18 protein-coding genes are annotated in these 16,214 nt (G+C 50.8%); 10 read left to right on the top strand and 8 right to left on the bottom strand.

Features of this window, described 5'->3' with window-relative positions:
• The first annotated feature begins 57 nt into the window (after window positions 1-57).
• Window positions 58-1,716 (top strand): NAD+ synthase, encoded by a 1,659-nt coding sequence (locus tag HRQ87_RS07680; RefSeq protein WP_174136934.1) that lies wholly within the window; start codon window positions 58-60, stop codon window positions 1,714-1,716.
• A gap of 108 nt (window positions 1,717-1,824) precedes the next feature.
• On the opposite strand, the gene HRQ87_RS07675 is transcribed toward HRQ87_RS07680, so the two are convergent.
• Window positions 1,825-2,583, bottom strand: a complete 759-nt coding sequence (locus HRQ87_RS07675; RefSeq protein WP_174136932.1) for an SDR family oxidoreductase — start codon at window positions 2,581-2,583, stop codon at window positions 1,825-1,827.
• Between the two features lie 227 nt (window positions 2,584-2,810).
• Complete coding sequence (locus tag HRQ87_RS07670; RefSeq protein ID WP_174136930.1) at window positions 2,811-4,190, bottom strand: FliI/YscN family ATPase; 1,380 nt, start codon at window positions 4,188-4,190, stop codon at window positions 2,811-2,813.
• An 89-nt stretch (window positions 4,191-4,279) separates the two neighbouring features.
• On the opposite strand from HRQ87_RS07670, the gene HRQ87_RS07665 reads away from it, so the two are divergent.
• From HRQ87_RS07665 to HRQ87_RS07625, 9 genes are read left to right on the top strand one after another with little or no spacing between them, the layout of a single operon-like run.
• A complete protein-coding gene (locus HRQ87_RS07665; RefSeq protein WP_174136928.1) occupies window positions 4,280-4,672 on the top strand; it encodes a FlgB family protein in 393 nt (130 codons plus the stop codon).
• Between the two features lie 14 nt (window positions 4,673-4,686).
• Window positions 4,687-5,079 (top strand): flagellar basal body rod protein FlgC, encoded by a 393-nt coding sequence (flgC, locus tag HRQ87_RS07660; RefSeq protein WP_174136926.1) that lies wholly within the window; start codon window positions 4,687-4,689, stop codon window positions 5,077-5,079.
• 17 nt (window positions 5,080-5,096) lie between these two features.
• Window positions 5,097-5,384, top strand: coding sequence for a flagellar hook-basal body complex protein FliE (gene fliE / locus HRQ87_RS07655; protein ID WP_174136924.1), 288 nt, complete (start codon window positions 5,097-5,099; stop codon window positions 5,382-5,384).
• A 3-nt stretch (window positions 5,385-5,387) separates the two neighbouring features.
• On the top strand, window positions 5,388-5,657 hold the full coding sequence (locus tag HRQ87_RS07650; RefSeq protein WP_174136922.1) for a flagellar biosynthetic protein FliQ: 270 nt from the start codon (window positions 5,388-5,390) through the stop codon (window positions 5,655-5,657).
• A 2-nt stretch (window positions 5,658-5,659) separates the two neighbouring features.
• Window positions 5,660-6,373 carry a flagellar hook-basal body complex protein gene (locus tag HRQ87_RS07645; RefSeq protein WP_174136919.1) on the top strand — a complete coding sequence of 238 codons (714 nt, stop codon included), beginning with the start codon at window positions 5,660-5,662 and terminating at the stop codon, window positions 6,371-6,373.
• 15 nt (window positions 6,374-6,388) lie between these two features.
• A complete protein-coding gene (gene flgG, locus HRQ87_RS07640; protein WP_174136917.1) occupies window positions 6,389-7,174 on the top strand; it encodes a flagellar basal-body rod protein FlgG in 786 nt (261 codons plus the stop codon).
• Window positions 7,171-7,596, top strand: a complete 426-nt coding sequence (flgA, locus tag HRQ87_RS07635) for a flagellar basal body P-ring formation chaperone FlgA (protein ID WP_174136916.1) — start codon at window positions 7,171-7,173, stop codon at window positions 7,594-7,596. Before flgG ends, flgA begins: the two co-directional genes overlap by 4 nt.
• Before the next feature lie 12 nt (window positions 7,597-7,608).
• Entirely contained in the window at window positions 7,609-8,334 is a 726-nt protein-coding gene (gene flgH / locus HRQ87_RS07630; RefSeq protein ID WP_174136914.1) for a flagellar basal body L-ring protein FlgH, read from the top strand.
• 9 nt (window positions 8,335-8,343) lie between these two features.
• On the top strand, window positions 8,344-8,859 hold the full coding sequence (locus tag HRQ87_RS07625) for a flagellar basal body-associated FliL family protein (RefSeq protein WP_217430406.1): 516 nt from the start codon (window positions 8,344-8,346) through the stop codon (window positions 8,857-8,859).
• Here the strand turns inward: HRQ87_RS07625 and HRQ87_RS07620 are convergent.
• The 6 genes from HRQ87_RS07620 to HRQ87_RS07595 all read right to left on the bottom strand — a co-directional run bounded on the left by HRQ87_RS07620 (window position 8,856) and on the right by HRQ87_RS07595 (window position 16,212).
• The gene (locus tag HRQ87_RS07620) at window positions 8,856-9,206 is read right to left on the bottom strand and encodes a hypothetical protein (protein WP_174136912.1); all 351 of its coding nucleotides are present in this window, start codon (window positions 9,204-9,206) and stop codon (window positions 8,856-8,858) included. The two genes, HRQ87_RS07625 and HRQ87_RS07620, sit on opposite strands and share 4 nt — an antisense overlap.
• Window positions 9,203-10,288, bottom strand: coding sequence for an EscU/YscU/HrcU family type III secretion system export apparatus switch protein (locus HRQ87_RS07615; RefSeq protein ID WP_174136910.1), 1,086 nt, complete (start codon window positions 10,286-10,288; stop codon window positions 9,203-9,205). The genes HRQ87_RS07620 and HRQ87_RS07615 overlap by 4 nt, the downstream gene beginning before the upstream one ends.
• The gene (locus HRQ87_RS07610; protein ID WP_174137199.1) at window positions 10,288-11,058 is read right to left on the bottom strand and encodes a flagellar biosynthetic protein FliR; all 771 of its coding nucleotides are present in this window, start codon (window positions 11,056-11,058) and stop codon (window positions 10,288-10,290) included. Before HRQ87_RS07610 ends, HRQ87_RS07615 begins: the two co-directional genes overlap by 1 nt.
• Window positions 11,058-13,148 (bottom strand): flagellar biosynthesis protein FlhA, encoded by a 2,091-nt coding sequence (gene flhA, locus HRQ87_RS07605; RefSeq protein ID WP_174136908.1) that lies wholly within the window; start codon window positions 13,146-13,148, stop codon window positions 11,058-11,060. Before flhA ends, HRQ87_RS07610 begins: the two co-directional genes overlap by 1 nt.
• A gap of 2 nt (window positions 13,149-13,150) precedes the next feature.
• Window positions 13,151-13,951, bottom strand: a complete 801-nt coding sequence (locus HRQ87_RS07600) for a transglycosylase SLT domain-containing protein (RefSeq protein ID WP_246251852.1) — start codon at window positions 13,949-13,951, stop codon at window positions 13,151-13,153.
• Window positions 13,952-14,028: 77 nt separating this feature from the next.
• Window positions 14,029-16,212: a tetratricopeptide repeat protein gene (locus HRQ87_RS07595; RefSeq protein ID WP_174136906.1), complete on the bottom strand. Its 2,184-nt coding sequence runs from the start codon at window positions 16,210-16,212 to the stop codon at window positions 14,029-14,031.
• Window positions 16,213-16,214: the final 2 nt, after the last annotated feature.

The raw sequence follows: 16,214 nt of genomic DNA, 5'->3' as shown, positions 1-16,214 counted from the left end.
CGTTCCGGCGCTGATGTGGATAAATGCAGCACATAAATTTGGATAAGGCTTGCACGAATGCCACAGAAATTCCGCGTCACACTTGCACAACTCAACCCGACACTGGGTGATTTCGCAGGCAATATGGCCAAGGCCAAAGACGCCTGGCAACAGGGCCGCGATGCGGGCGCTGATTATGTTATGCTGCCAGAAATGTTCCTGACTGGCTATCAGGTGCAGGACCTTGTCATGAAACCCGCCTTTGTGATCGAGGCCATGCAAGCCATCGAAAAACTGGCCGCCGATTGCGCAGATGGTCCCGCCCTGGGCATCGGCGCGCCCTGCGTCGAAGGTACGCAACGCTATAACGCCTATCACGTTTTGCAAGGTGGGCAGGTGCTGACGCGGATCCTGAAACACAACCTGCCCAACTTCAATGTTTTCGACGAACTGCGCCACTACAGCGTGGGTGATATCAATGGCCCCTATGTCATCGGCCCCATGCGCATCGGCACGCCGATCTGCGAGGATGCCTGGCACGAAGACGTCCCCGAGGCGCTGGCCGAAACCGGCGCGCAGGTGCTGATGGTGCCCAACGGATCGCCGTATTTCCGCGATAAATTCGACATTCGCCTGAACAAAATGGTCAGCCGCGTGATCGAGACCGGGCTGCCGCTGGTCTATCTGAATATGGTCGGCGGGCAGGATGATCAGGTCTTTGATGGTGGATCATTCGTGTTGAACCCAGGCGGGGAATTGGCGGTGAAGCTGCCCGTTTTTGATGAAATTATCGCCCATGTGGATTTTGAACACACCGATCAGGGCTGGCGCGCGCTGACCGGCGACAAGACCACGCACCCCGACAGTTTTGAACAGGATTACCGCGCGATGGTCCAGTCCTTGCGCGATTACATGGGCAAGACCGGCTTTAAAAAGGTGCTGCTTGGCCTGTCGGGCGGCATCGACAGCGCCATCGTCGCCACCATCGCCGCCGACGCGCTTGGCCCCGACAATGTGCGCTGTGTGATGCTGCCGTCGGAATATACCTCGCAAGCCTCTTTGGATGACGCGGCCGAAGTTGCACAGAACCTTGGCACCCATCTGGACAGCGTGTCCATCGCCGGTCCGCGTGCCGCCGTGACCGATGCGCTGGCGCCGCTGTTCAATGGCATGGCGGCTGATCTGACCGAAGAAAACATCCAGTCCCGCCTGCGCGGTCTACTGTTAATGGCGCAGTCCAACAAATTCGGCGAAATGCTTTTGACAACGGGAAATAAATCCGAGGTCGCCGTAGGATACGCCACGATTTATGGCGACATGGCGGGCGGCTATAACCCGATCAAGGATCTGTATAAAACGCGCGTGTTTGACATCTGCCGTTGGCGCAACGCCAATCACCGCGACTGGATGATGGGCCCGTCCGGCACCGTCATCCCGCCCCGGGTGATCGACAAACCACCCTCAGCTGAACTGCGCGAAGATCAAAAAGACGAAGACAGCCTGCCCCCTTATGACGTGCTGGACGGCATTCTGGACATGCTGATCGACCAAGAGGCATCCATCGCCGATTGCGTCGCCGCTGGATATGATGCGCAAACGGTGAAAAAGATCGAACATTTGATCTATATCTCGGAATACAAACGCTTTCAGTCCGCCCCCGGCACCCGCCTGTCCGGCCGCGCCTTCTGGCTGGACCGACGCTATCCCATCGTGAACCGCTGGCGGGATGGATCTTAGGGCATTTCCTGAACACCGTAAACGCGCGCCTCGCGCAGTTCCGGACCTGATCCGGGACCTCACACGCCCGATATCGTACCCATGGAAATCAACCTCTCGGCCGCGGCTTCACCGTCCTCCGGCTACATCAATAATGGCCCCGGTGGTGTAAGACGCCGCGTCGCTGCATAACCACAAGATCGCCTCGGCCACTTCATTGGCCGTACCCGGTCGCCTCATCGGGACCTGACGTCCTAGTCTTTGGGCACGGTCTGGCTGCCCCCCGCTTGCATGAATATCCGTTTCAATCAGGCCCGGCCTGACAGCATTCACACGTATATTCTTTTCAGCCAGTTCTTTGGACAGCCCGATAGTCAAAGTATCCAACGCCCCTTTTGAGGCAGCATAATCCACATATTCGAATGGTGATCCAAGCCTTGCCGCTGCCGAGGACACGAAAACGATCGACCCAGATGGCTCTGTATCCGGGCGCGGCATGATCCGGGCTGCTTCACGTGCACAAAATAGCGCCCCAAGCACATTTGTATCGATCATATTGCGAAGACGCGGGCCTGTCATTTCAGCAAGTGTCAGCGAAGGCCCAACGATACCAGCATTCACAACGACCGCATCAATCGTTCCGAATACGTCATTGGTTTCTGCAAACAGTCGCACAACATCTTCTTCATTAGAAACATCCCCCTGAACGACATGCGCGCGCCCACCACTGGCCCGAATCGATTGCGCCGTTTCTTCGGCCTCAGCTGCACCAGAGCGATAATTAACAGAAACAGACCATCCCTTTAATCCTGCCAGCAATCCGACGGCACGGCCGATGCCACGTGATCCGCCCGTTATCAGAATCGTCTTTGATGGTTTTGATGTCATAAGGATCAACTTTATCGATTTTGGTTACTTCAATTTGCTTTTTACGAAAAGCGGCCATTCATCTGAGTGAATAAAACTTTATCTACCAAAATGTTCAAGATGCACATTTCACGAAAAACAGGGCGTTCCGAATGTCCATTCAATATAAAATCAGCCCAAAACCCTCAAAAGTTTTGTACAAAACTTTAAGTACAAAACCCATGTACAAAATATACAAAACTCGTGATTTAGGCGGGATTGGCGACGCTCTCATCCTCTGGATTATCCGGAATTTCCGGTGCAGGGAACAGTGACGTACGGCCCATGATTTCGGCTAGACGGTAAAAACTGGCTGCCGTGTCGGCCTCTTCATGCTCGGACAAGAACGCATCCAGGCGCGGCCAAAGACGGATGGCGCGGTCCAGTTCCGGGTCAGAGCCCGCCGCATACAGCCCCGCTTTGATCATCATCTCGGACCGCTGATAGGTTCCCATCAAGCGGCGAAACTCCTCAATTACTTGATTTTCCTCAGGATTTGCCGCGTGTGGCAAACTGCGCGATACAGATCGCAACAGATCAACAGCCGGAAAGCGGCCCCGTTCAGCGATCTCACGGTCTAGTACGACATGGCCGTCCAGAACCCCGCGAGTGATGTCGGCGATGGGTTCGTCCATGTCTGATCCGGCGACCAGAACACTAAGAACCGCCGTAATATCCCCCTGATCATCCTGCCCCGGCCCCGCACGTTCACACAGCGACATAATCGCCTGTGACGTGGACGCCGGAAATCCCCGCAATGATGCCGCTTCGCCACTGGCTAACGCGATTTCGCGGTGGGCTTCAGCAAAGCGCGTAATGGAATCTGCCAAGAATAACACAGAGTTACCCTGATCGCGGAAATGCTCTGCCACAGTCATCGCCGCCCAGGCACACCGTCTGCGCACAAGGGGCGACCGGTCCGATGTCGCAGCAACAACAACGCTGCGCTTCATCCCATCAGGCCCCAGGACGTTCTGGATAAACTCGCCAACCTCGCGCCCGCGTTCGCCGACCAGCGCGATGACCACCACGTCTGCCTCAAGCCCCCGTGCCAGTTGCGACAAAAGCGTCGATTTGCCCACACCGGACCCGGCGAAAAGCCCAATCCGCTGCCCTGATACGATCGGCAACATCGTATTAAAGGCGGTTAGACCAGTTTCCAGCCGCCCCCCGAAAGAACGGCGTTTGGTCGGTTCGGGCGGCGCAGATCGCAGATTGCGCGCCTCAGGCCCGCGCAACAGGGGCTTACCGTCCAACGGCTTTCCAAACGGATCAATCACGCGCCCGATCCATCCATCATGCGGGGCCAACCCAGCTTGGCCGTTCAGGTGAACCGTGTCCCCAATCGCCACGCCAACCGGATCATGGTCAGGCAGAATCGCTAGTGTTTCAGGCCTAAGCTGCAGAACTTCACCGCTGACGATACCATCAGACGTCATAATTTCAGTTTGATCGCCCAAGCGCCCTTCGTCAGACAGGCCTTCCACCTCAATCACGCCACCATAGACTGACGATACACGACCAATGCGGCGGGTTGGGGAAAGCTGAGCGATCTCAGCTTTAAGGCAATCAAAATCTATAGTGGACATCGGATTCTCCGAAAACTGACTCTCTGAAACACTTTATTAAGGGACTCAGGGTTAAGCCTTCGTTGAGATTAATCGAGGGAGAAGCCCCGGTGTTTGAAAACCTGAAAGTATTTCAGATGGCTCATGCGATGGCGAGCCATGCCAGTCAGCGGCAAAATGTGACTGCACGGAATATCGCGAACGCCGATACCCCCGGGTACAAGGCCCGTGATGTCGCGCCGTTCACTGACGTTTATCGCGCACCCGATCAGTTTACCGCACAAAAGGCAACGCGCGCTGGCCACATGACCGATGATCGTAGCCCCGGCAAAACGCGCATCACACTTGCAGCAGATCAAAGCAACATGTCCCCCAGCGGCAATTCGGTATCGCTTGAAGCCGAGATGCTAAAATCCGTGGACAACCAGCGCCAGCACGACCGCGCTATCATGATTTACAAAAGCTCGCTTGACGTTTTGCGCAGCGCCATTGGTCGCAGATAAGGATTCCTGACATTATGAGTGATTTATCCCAAAGCCTCTCCGCATCCGTCAGTGGCATGAAAGCCCAAGCCACACGCCTGCGTCTGACGTCCGAAAATATCGCCAATACCGATACGCCCGGATATCGCCGAAAAACGGCTGCGTTTGAACGGGTTATGAATGCAGGTCAAACCACAGGCCAGGTCAAGATGGGGGATGTCAAACTGTCCCAAACCGCGCTTGAGCGTGTTTACGACCCCACCCACCCGCTTGCAGATGATACGGGTCATTACGACGGATCAAATGTCGATCTGATGATCGAAATCGCCGACGCACGCGAAGCGCAACGAAGTTATGAAGCCAATCTGCGCATGTTTGATCAGACACGACAAATGTCATCATCCCTAAGAGATTTACTACGCCGTTAACCTAAAGGAGATCCAGAATGGACGTTCTTTCCTCAATCGCCGCGCAACAATACAGCGCGACAAAACCCGCGACCGCCCCCAACCCTGACGCAGGGGCCAACAGTGCGTTTGCAGAGCTGGCCAAAGATTTTACACAAACGCTGCAGCAAAGCGAACAGCTGTCACAAGCTGCAATGGCAGGCGGTGCTGATCCGCATGCATTGGTTCAGGCACTGGCGCAAACAGAACTGGCTGTCGAAACGGCGGTGACTGTGCGTGATAAGGTCGTTGAAGCCTATCAGGAAATTCTGCGGATGCCGGTATAATCGATGGAGGAAGTGTTCTTCTATGACACCCTTCGCCAAGGGCTTTGGCTGGCAGTCGTGATATCGGCCCCGATGCTGGCTGTGGCGTTGATTGCCGGTATGACAGTTGGTCTGTTTCAGGCGCTGACATCAATTCAGGAAATGACCCTGACATTCGTGCCCAAAGTTGGCGCAATGATCGGTGTGTTCTGGATTTCGATGGGCTTTATGACCGAATCCCTGGTCAGTTTTTTCCAAGACCAACTTATTCCACTGATCGCGCAAGGGTTTTAGTCATGGAAAACGCAACGTACGGCACAATCACACGACAATCCGGCTTAATGCGCGAAATGCAGGCGATTGCACATAATATCGCGAATTCAAACACCACAGGATACCGCCGCGAAGGCGTGATTTTCGCCGAACATGTCAAAGCAATCGATGGCCAACCATCCTTGTCCATGGCCACAGCCGCCGTGCGCAATACCAGCACGTTGCAGGGCACATTGACCCAAACCGGCAGCGCTTTTGATCTGGCGATCGAGGGGGATGGCTTTTTCATGGTCGAAACGCCTGACGGCGAACGACTGACACGCGCGGGCCATTTTACCCCGAACGGCGAAGGGGATCTGGTCACACCGGATGGTCACCGCGTTCTGGATGCGGGTGGCGCGCCGATATTCATTCCACCCGATGCAGGCACGATCAGTATTGCGGCGGATGGCACACTTAGCGCCAATGGGCGTCCCCTGACGCAAATCGGTCTTTACACCCCCGCTGATCCTAACGATCTGACGCGGCAGAACGGCACATTGTTCAATGCTGAAAACGGGGCGGAACCGATTGAAGGATCATCGATGATCCAGGGGTTTCTGGAAGGATCGAACGTCAACGCGGTCTCGGAAATTGCCCGGATGATTGAGGTGCAGCGCGCCTATGAGCTTGGCCAGAACTTTCTGGACAAAGAAGATGAACGCATCCGCAATGTTCTGAAAACATTAAGTAATTAAGGCAAGGGAAACATTATGCAGGCTTTGAAAATTGCAGCAACAGGCATGAGCGCCCAACAAATGCGAGTCGAGGTAATTTCAAACAACCTCGCCAATGCCAATACCACTGGCTATAACGCCCGCCGTGCGGAATTCGCAGACCTGCATTATCAACAATTGGCCCGCCCAGGTACGATTAATGCCGCGGATGGAACGATTTTGCCAACGGGTGTTCAGTTGGGTCTTGGCGTTCGACCCGCTGCGATTTCGGTTAATCTGGCACAAGGATCCTTGTCTGCAACTGGCGGGGATCTGGATATCGCCATAGAAGGTCAGGGATACCTTGAGGTAACGTTGCCCAATGGTACATCGGCCTATACCCGCGATGGTGGTCTGAACCGATCTGCGGATGGTCTGATCGTGACTGCAGACGGGTACCCTGTTGTGCCTGAAATCACCATTCCAAGTGACGCCCGCAGCATTTCAATGAACGCCGATGGCGAGGTTTACGCCTATTTCAATGATCGGGTCGAACCGGAATTGCTGGGTCAATTCACTTTGGCCGGTTTTACAAATGCCAAAGGTCTTGAGGCGATTGGCAGCAATCTGTTTCTGGAAACCGGCGCATCTGGCCCCGCTCTTGTCACGACCCCGGGCGCTGATGGTCTTGGCACCTTACGACAAGGATATTTGGAGGACAGTTCAGTAGACTCCGTTCGCGAAATTACTGAATTGATTGAGGCACAGCGCGGATATGAGCTGAACGCAAAAGTCATCACAGCCGCCGATCAAATGCTTGGCGCGACGACGCAAATCCGATGATAAAGCCGCTGATCATATTATTCACTATGGCTTTCTTGGCCATGCCCGCAATGGCCGAAACATTGATCGCAAGTAAAACGATCCGCGCGCAATCCATCATCACGCCTGGCGATATTACGGTGACTGACGTTGCGGTTGCTGGCGCATTTACCGACCCCATTCAGGTCATCGGGCAAGAGGCGCGCGTCGTTTTATACGCAGGCCGCCCGATCCGCCCCGGAGAGGTCGGGCCGCCCGCCTTGGTTGAGCGAAATCAGATTGTGTCTTTGCTGTTCAAACAGGGCGGTCTGACCATCGCCACCGAAGGCCGTGCATTGGGGCGTGGTGGTATTGGCGATCTAATCCGCGTCATGAATCTTAGTTCCCGCAGCACTGTCAGCGGTACTGTGACCCCTCAAGGCACAGTTATTGTTTCCAGATAAAGGTTTATCTCTATGAAAAAACTACCTGTTTTAGCGATTTTATGCCTAACCGGTGCCTGTACAGGTATTGATACGATTGGGCGCGAACCCAAGTTCACACCGCCCGAAGAAAGCCGGGAACGCCGCGCGATGTTGACGCCATCGCTGCCCCAGGTCCAAGAACCCAACCGCAATATCGACAACGCATCACTTTGGAGCGCCCAGAAACAGTCATTACTGGGCGACCGTCGTGCGGTCCAGCGCGGTGACATCATGACTGTGGTCATTGAAATCGATGACCGGGCCGAGATTTCAAATTCAACTGATCGCAGCAGAAACGGTTCTGAAAGTCTTAGCGTGCCATCACTTTTTGGCATCCCGCAACGGATTGAACCAAAGCTTCCAGTAGGTGCGACATTGTCAGATGCCGTTCGTGTAGATTCGTCCAGTTCATCCGCAGGCGATGGGTCCGTCAGGCGTCGCGAAAAACTGACGCTTCGTGTGGCTGCAACGATCGTGGATGTATTGCCAAACGGTGTGCTGTCCATCCAGGGCGTCCAGCAGGTTCGGGTCAATTTTGAACTGCGTGAACTGCTGGTCAGCGGGTATGTTCGGCCTGAAGATATCTCGCGGTTGAATGAAATTACGTACGATAAGATCGCATCGGCGCAGATTTCATATGGGGGGCGCGGGCATATCTCAGATATGCAGCAACCGCGTTATGGCCAGCAAATCGTCGACAAGGTTTTACCTTTTTAGGACAGTATTATGATCAAAAAAATTATCCTTCCACTTTTGCTGGCAAGCATAGGGACAGCCGCCGGTGTGGGTGCGGGCATTTTTCTGAAAGCCCCACCCGAAGAAACGGCTGAACACACCGATGGAGAAAAAGACGAAACCCATGCGCAAGATGCCCAGAAAGACGATGATCAGGGCGATGCCAAATATGAAGAAAGTGGTGATTTTCAATACGTCAAAATGAACAACCAGTTTGTCGTGCCCATTGTAGATGATGGTGCTGTCAGTGCTTTGGTCGTTCTATCTCTAAGCCTTGAGATTTCAGAAGGTCAGCAAAGCGCTGTTTTTCAACGCGAGCCGCGTTTGCGAGATGGTTTTTTACAAATCCTGTTCGATCACGCAAACTTGGGCGGCTTCACAGGCACGTTCACCAATAGCAACAATATGAACACCCTGCGAATGGGGTTGCGTGAGGTCGCAAAAAACGTTTTGGGTGACATTGCCAATGATGTCTTGATCACAGATATCGTGCGGCAAGATATCTAGATCTTTTTTGCCAACTTTTCCGCCACGGTTTTTCGGCCAAAGGCCAAAGCCGTGGCATGACGTTCTTCTTCAAGCTTCAACCTAATTTCGGTTCGCTTCTGGTTTAGCTGCGCTTTTTGCCGTTCCAGCCAAAGTTGCCAGTGAATATCTGCGCGTGCGCGTGTCGCGGCATCCAGATTGCTGGCTGATCTTAATTCCATTGCACGGCTTTGTTCGGCTTGGGTAATTTGCACCAAAGCAGATTGAATTTGCGCGTCTTGACGCAACAACGCTTGCGATTTCTGCGCTTGTGCCTGATAAGCTAAATCTGTGATCTGCGCCAAATCTTTTAAGCGCTTATCTATCATTTACCCCATCCATTTTTGCGTGCTTTCAGTCGCATACTTTCAGCAAACCGAATGGCCGCAGCAACGACTTCATATGTTTCTGGCGGCACTTCTTGTCCGATATCAACAGTTGCATAAAGTGACCGCGCCGTTGGCGGATCGCGATGAATGGGAACACCGTTTTCATTGGCAACTTCGCGGATACGCGCGGCAATCTCATCCACACCTTTGGCCACACAAACGGGCGCTGCATTTTGGAATTTGTCCCATTTTAGCGCGACCGCATAATGCTGCGGGTTAACGATAATCACATCTGCGTCTGGCACATCCGCAAGCATTTGGTTCATCGCAATGTCATACCCACGTTGCCTGCGTTCCTGTTTCATGTGCGGATCGCCCTCGGAATCTTTTGCCTCGTCTTTCAGCTCCTTATGAGACATCCGGTTTTTGCGCAGGTGTTCGTGATACTGCCAAAAGAAATCAACCACGCCGATTGCACCAGCGACAAACAAGACAATGGTCAGAAATTGCAAACACAATTCGGCCAAAACAGCGCTGATCATACCTGGGCTAAGACTAAGCGATTGGATGATTTGGGGCAACTTTATCCAAAGGAAAACACCCAGGATAATCGAAATCATGATCAGCTTTACAAAGCTTTTCGCAAATTCGAACAGACCGTTTCGTCCGAATTTATTTTTAGCATTCGAGATCAAAGAGATTTTCGACAGCTTAGGCTTAATTTTATCCGAAGAGACCACAAAACTGCGTTGGGCAATAATTGCGCCCAGGGCAAAAACAGCAGGTACCAGAAACCATGGCGCGATGGCGGTGAACAAATCCCACATCATACCGGCCGTTACTGTTACACCATGGCCCGAAAAGAAAAGCTGCTCCAACCCATCAGCATTTTGCAAAAACGGCATCAAAGCCGTGCCGCCTGTCTGAACAGACCATGCGCCCAAAACCATAAACGCTGTCAAAAGCCCCGCATATGAGGCAGCCGTCGTCAAATCAGCAGATCGTGGAACTTCGCCCTTTTTGCGCGCATCATCCAGCTTTTTCTGCGTGGGTTCGTGTTGTTTATCTTCATCTTCCTCCATCAGACACCCACCGGATTGGCCATAAACGCATTCATGCTTTCAACCCAAAGTTTTAACAAAACGGGCGCGCTGAGCATTAACAAGATTAATCCACCCGCAGTGATCGCAGGGGCACCCACAAAAGCAACCATCAATTGGGGCATTGCACGGTTAATAACACCAAGGGCCACATTATAAATTAGCGACGCGATGAAAAATGGGGCTGCAAGCGTGAATGCCAAAGCAAAGGCATGGGCCACACGTTGAACACCCCAAACGGATAACATTCGGGCATCGGGGAATTCGCCCGCGGGCATAATATCATATGACAAAACAATTAATTCTGCCGCCCGGACATGCAGGCCGGTCATGACGGCCAAAGCCAGCCCGGCAACAACCAAAATATACCCCATCGCGGGCTGAGGATCGACACCCGCACCGCCGAAGATCTGTGAAAGCGATGTTGATTGTGCCGCGATAGTACCGGTGATTTGCAGCGCAAGCACAAAAAGGCGCACAGACAAACCGATTGCAAGTCCTGCAATCACCTCGGTCGTCACGAAAATTGGCAATCCTGTCAGCATTTGATCCGGCACTTCGAAGGTCGTCAAAGCGGCGGGTGCGACAATGAAAGTGAATGCGACTGTCACACCCAATTTGACCCGTACTGGAACCGACTGTTCACCAAATGCCGGCAGCACTGCCATTACGGCCCCCACCCGCAAAAAAACGATAAAGCCGCTCCAAAGAGTGGATTGTGAAAAACCGATGAGTTGCTCGGCCGCTTGCATCATGTAGGCACCATACCAACCAAAGCTGGCTTGGCATCAATTCCAATTTCTTCAAACGACAAAACAGGGTTTGCCAAACCTTTGGCAATCATTACAGTTCTTAGAAACCGTCTGCGCCGCATGGATGTGACGACGGCAGGATACATGCCTTTTTCACCGGCTTTGGCGACTTTTTCAGCAAGCATTGTCGCAAGTCTGTTAAACATATCTGGCGGCAATGCGATGTCATGTTGCCCCCGGTCGCCTTCAATCTGATAACTAACGAATTTTTCTTCCCATTCAGGGGCTAATTGCACCAATGGAATTGTTCCATCATCCCGGCGCAACTCTGCGACAAGCTGAAAACCCAGACGTTGGCGAACATGTTCACAGATCCCTTCGGCTGTCGGGTGAACACCCCGTGCTTCGGCAATCGATTCCAAGATTAATGGTAGATTCCGGATCGATACGCGCTCTTCCAAAAGCAGCCTTAGAACCGTCAAAAGCAGATCCACTGGAACCTTGTCAGGCACCAGTTCTTCCAACATTTTTTTATTCGCTTCTGATCTTGTAGGGTCGGTCAAATTAACCATTTCATCCAAAAGTCGGCGAAGTGCGCGCAATGACAAAAGACGCGAGAAATTGCGCTTTATCACCTCTAACAGATGCGTCGCCAGCACTTCGGTTGGCATGACAACCGTCAATCCTTCAAGCGCTGCGTCTTCTTCATGATCCGGGGAAATCCAACGCGCGGGCGCACCGTATACGGGTTCGTTCACATCCTGCCCCGGTGGCAAGATATGACTGTCCCCGGATGTCAGCGCCAAGACGCGTTCTGGCTGAAGTCGATCACGGACCTGTTCCACACCCTGAATACGGATCACATACATGTTAGGTGGTAAAGATGCATCGTCAGTCAAACGAATTTCGGGCAATATTAGCCCATAAAACGTTGCAACATGTGTGCGCATATTCGAAATTCTGGCATCCAGCCCTGTGCCTGGATCCAGAACCATCGGGATAAGGTCCGACGCAAATTCAACGTGAATATCATCCAGATCAAGAACATCGCCCAATGACTTTTCAGATTTTACATCCTCTTCACTGTCCATTCGTTCGACAGGCGCCTCGCGTTCGGCTTTTTGTTTGCGGTGAACAAAAAATGCTGCACTTAGCAACGCAATCGCGCCTGCAACAAACGGAATAAATGGAAGGCCGGGAACCAAAGCGAACATAACCATCAATCCGCCGACCGTTGCCAATGCTGGCGGATAACGACCCAGCTGACTGAACATAGCCATATCTGCCGCACCTTTTGACCCACCACGCGCCAGAAGCAGGGCAGATGCAATTGAAATAATGACAGCCGGGATTTGCGATACCAATCCATCACCAACGGTTAAAATAGCATAGGTTTCAAAGGCATGCGCTAATTGCATTCCGTGTATTACAGTGCCAATGATCAAGCCCATTACCAGATTAAGCAATGTGATCAGAAGCCCTGCAACCGCATCGCCTTTAACGAATTTCGATGCCCCATCAAGCGATCCAAAAAACGTGGTTTCCGCCTGTTCCGTTTCACGTCTCGATTTGGCTTCTTCGTGATCGATCGCGCCGGCAGACATATCACTGTCAATCGCAAGCTGTTTGCCAGGCATACCATCCAACGCAAACCTGGCGCCAACCTCGGCCATGCGCGCAGCGCCTTTTGTGATGACCATGAAGTTCACGATCAACAAAACACAAAACACAACAAGTCCCAGCATAACACTGCCGCTCATCACAAACATGGCAAAGCCTTCGATTACATCACCAGCAGCATTTGTACCCGTGTGCCCCTGACCGATGATCAATTTTGTTGAAGACACATTCAGCGACAATCTCAGCATAAGCGATGCCAGCAAAATTGTTGGAAACGCTGAAAAATCTAAGGGGCGTTCAATGAAAAGCGTGATCGTAAAAATCAAAATAGCCAATGCAAAAGATGTCGCAAGACCGACATCCAACACCCAAGATGGCATAGGCAAAATCATCATTACGATAACCGCCATCAAAGCTAGGGCGAGTAAAATTGTTGGTTGGAAAATAGCGCGGATTGTCATTTTTGGCATGATCAAATTCCCGGCTGTGCTTGTGAAAAGAATGGCTTGGCTGATGATCCAGACCCCATTGGTACCAGCGACCCTAAACCAGTTGGGGCACCCGAAAGCCGCGCGATCGGATATCCAGCACTATCAGATATCGGCACGGATTTTTCTTCTGGTAACCCGTCTTGTTTCGCTAAATCCGGTGTCGAGGTTTGTTTTAACTGAGCATGAAATTGATCAAACCGTTTGCGATACCTAGTGGCAAACTTTGGTGTGCGTGAATGATATGCGCCAGCAGCCGAACTCCAATCACCAAGTTCCTGATATAACTGCTTTAAAAAATTTGCCGCATAAACAGCGTTTTGACGCGGATCAAACATTTCTTCTATCGATGAAAATGCTTGTCCGTGCCATTTGTAATTTACCTGAAAACAGCCAACATCGAAGCTGCGTGCGCCGCTTTTAAAGTGATGAAAAACATAGGATAAAGCACTATCTTTATCGTCGAACCAAACGCCCTTTCCCTCCATGTTAACGGTCCACGGCCAAGAATTTGTCTTGCCCGCTTTGGTACGACCCGTTTCAGTCAGCGTGATCGCATTAAGAACTGAAACCGGCACGCCCGTTTGTTTTGATGCAAAATTTACTGCATCATCGCAAATTTTCGACTGAGCAGCCGATACAGGATGCGCAAATGCAAAAGCTATAATTATCAAGAAAAGAAAAATAAGCCTGATCAAGTCAGGCTTGGTGAAATTCCCACTTCTGATCTGCCGCGAATAATGTTTTAAAAAAAACACACCTTTAGGCATTTCACTCATATGCATATTCAGCCGCCTTCTGCTGCTGGGTTTTGCAGCATGTTAGCGGCGTAAATCTTTAGAAATCGTAAGTATTGACCAGATTATTCGTCTGTAATCTCGCTTGATAGCAAAACCCGCAGCGCTTCCCTTGTTTGATTGCTTTGCTCAAGTAGCATCCTGTTTTTTTCCAATAGTTTTTGATTTTCAGATATCGTCTCTAGTCGCTCCTGCTGAGACGCGACTAGTGATATCTCTGGCTGAATTTGCGTTTCAGTCTGTTCAATCAAATCCCAATCACCAGAATTCCAGGCCGATACACGTACCATGTCATCTTGTCCGACCTCTTTATATCCCGCATGCGCAGTGGTGAAATTTCCCAAGGCAAATTCAGCGCGTGCATTAAGTTTTGCAGCAGCAGGACTATCTATATCTTTCAGCGTCAAAATAACTGCCTGAAAATCCCCAACACCCAAATGACTTTCCGCTAAAATTAGCTTAGCATCTAATGGCATATCTTCGAATGCTACGTTTTCAAACCAGTTTTGCGCCTGTCTAAAAAAACCTGTCTGAACTAAGCGATCCGCAATTGCCGTCTTTGCAGAAATAGTTAAGTTTGACGGATCAAACTGTTTTGGTGGTGAAAATGCAATTGACAAGAAGTCCATTTCATCTGCATTGGTTGCCAGATTAATGGCAGCTTTCGATGCAAGATCACTTGTCAAACGCTCTGCTGAAGAAAGAGCACGAACAGTTTCATCTAACATACCAGCACTTGACGCTGCTTTTACGTGCAATTCAGACAAACGCAATCCTCGTTTGGACCCTTTATGCTCAAACGCAAATGCAGCAATCTGAGTTATTTGTTCAGCCGTAACGGCCTCATTTCGTAATATTTTTCCGTTTATCAACGCAATTAAAGCATCAACTGCGATGTGACTGTTGGTACCTATCAAAGTTTCTAATCTAGCCTCAGCCTGCTTTGCGCGACCATCTTCTATTTCAAGCTCGGCCTCAGCCATGACAAGCTGAGAGCTTGAGACATCATCAATACGTGTTGCCGCAGTTAGAATTTGGCGTGCAACATCTTGCCGCTGATTGCGCGACAAATTTTCTGCAAGTGTTGGCGCCAAATATTGTCTTAGGTGCAGCGGCAAGGTGTTAAAGCCACGCAAAATAGCCGTTTCATTTATATCTGGGTGTGGTTCTGATCCAATTGCGAGAATCGCCCATAATGCTGTAACACTATTACATGACAACTGAGACGCAAAAACGTTACTGTTTGAAAATTCTTGTTTTTCAAAGATCTGCGCCAGTTCATACAAAATAGCTTTATCGGGGAAATCCATTTCGATATTTTCGATCAGTTCACGTGCTTCTGCGCCTAAACCAAAGTAAAGATAATGACGGATCAAACCAATGTACGCATCCGCTTCCGGACGATCAAATTCGCCCAAAAGACGACTACGCCACTGCGATAAGCCAAACGTAAATTGATCCGGCTTCCCCCAAGATGATATATTCAGCCGATCATCCTGAATACAGTTTGGTTGGTCTTGTAATTTAACCGTTTCGCGCTGCGTATTTGCAGCACCATTGGTAAAACGTACATGACCCTTTGAGTTCAATGGCAAATCTGGCAAAGAAAAGTCTGGTGTATGATTTTCTTTGTTTTCAATCGCTGGATCTGGTTGCTTAAGATCAACATTTACTAGTCCATCTGCTGCAGCCATTCCAAGTTGTTTTACCAGATCAGCTTGAACCAGGGCGACTTTGTTCTTTTGGGCCTGAATATCTTCAATATGGCGTTTGAAACCATCCGAGACACTGTGCTTTGCATCAACGGTTTCCGAATCTTCAAAAACAACAGGAAGCCGCTCTTTCATAGTTTGAAGCGGATCATCAGCTTCGAGTAGGATACGGCTATCTTTAGGTACAGAACTATCGACAACATCAATAATTATGCTATTTTCTTTGTAGTTAGAGGCATCAACATAACAATCACATTCAACCTCCAAAACAATACTGCCATTTTTCAAATCGGCCACATTGCTGACTCTAGTGCGTGGAATTTTATCAAAAATAACAGATGTATTGAAACGCTGACCTGTGTCGGTAACGCTAAGCGTATAGTTATCGCCAACTTGCAGAAGATCCCAAGCTGGTCTGTCAGAGAACTGAATTACAAGTCTGGAAAAATCAGTGTGTTCGCCTGATCGTATTGCGGCGACCTCGGCATTCGCCACAGATACGCAAAAATATGCAAAAAATATTAACAGTATGCGCATTT

It is taken from the genome of Parasulfitobacter algicola (genome assembly GCF_013315265.1).
Taxonomy (GTDB): domain Bacteria; phylum Pseudomonadota; class Alphaproteobacteria; order Rhodobacterales; family Rhodobacteraceae; genus Parasulfitobacter; species Parasulfitobacter algicola.
The sequence above is the reverse complement of the archived record's forward strand: the minus strand, read 5'-3'. Positions and strand labels throughout refer to the sequence as shown.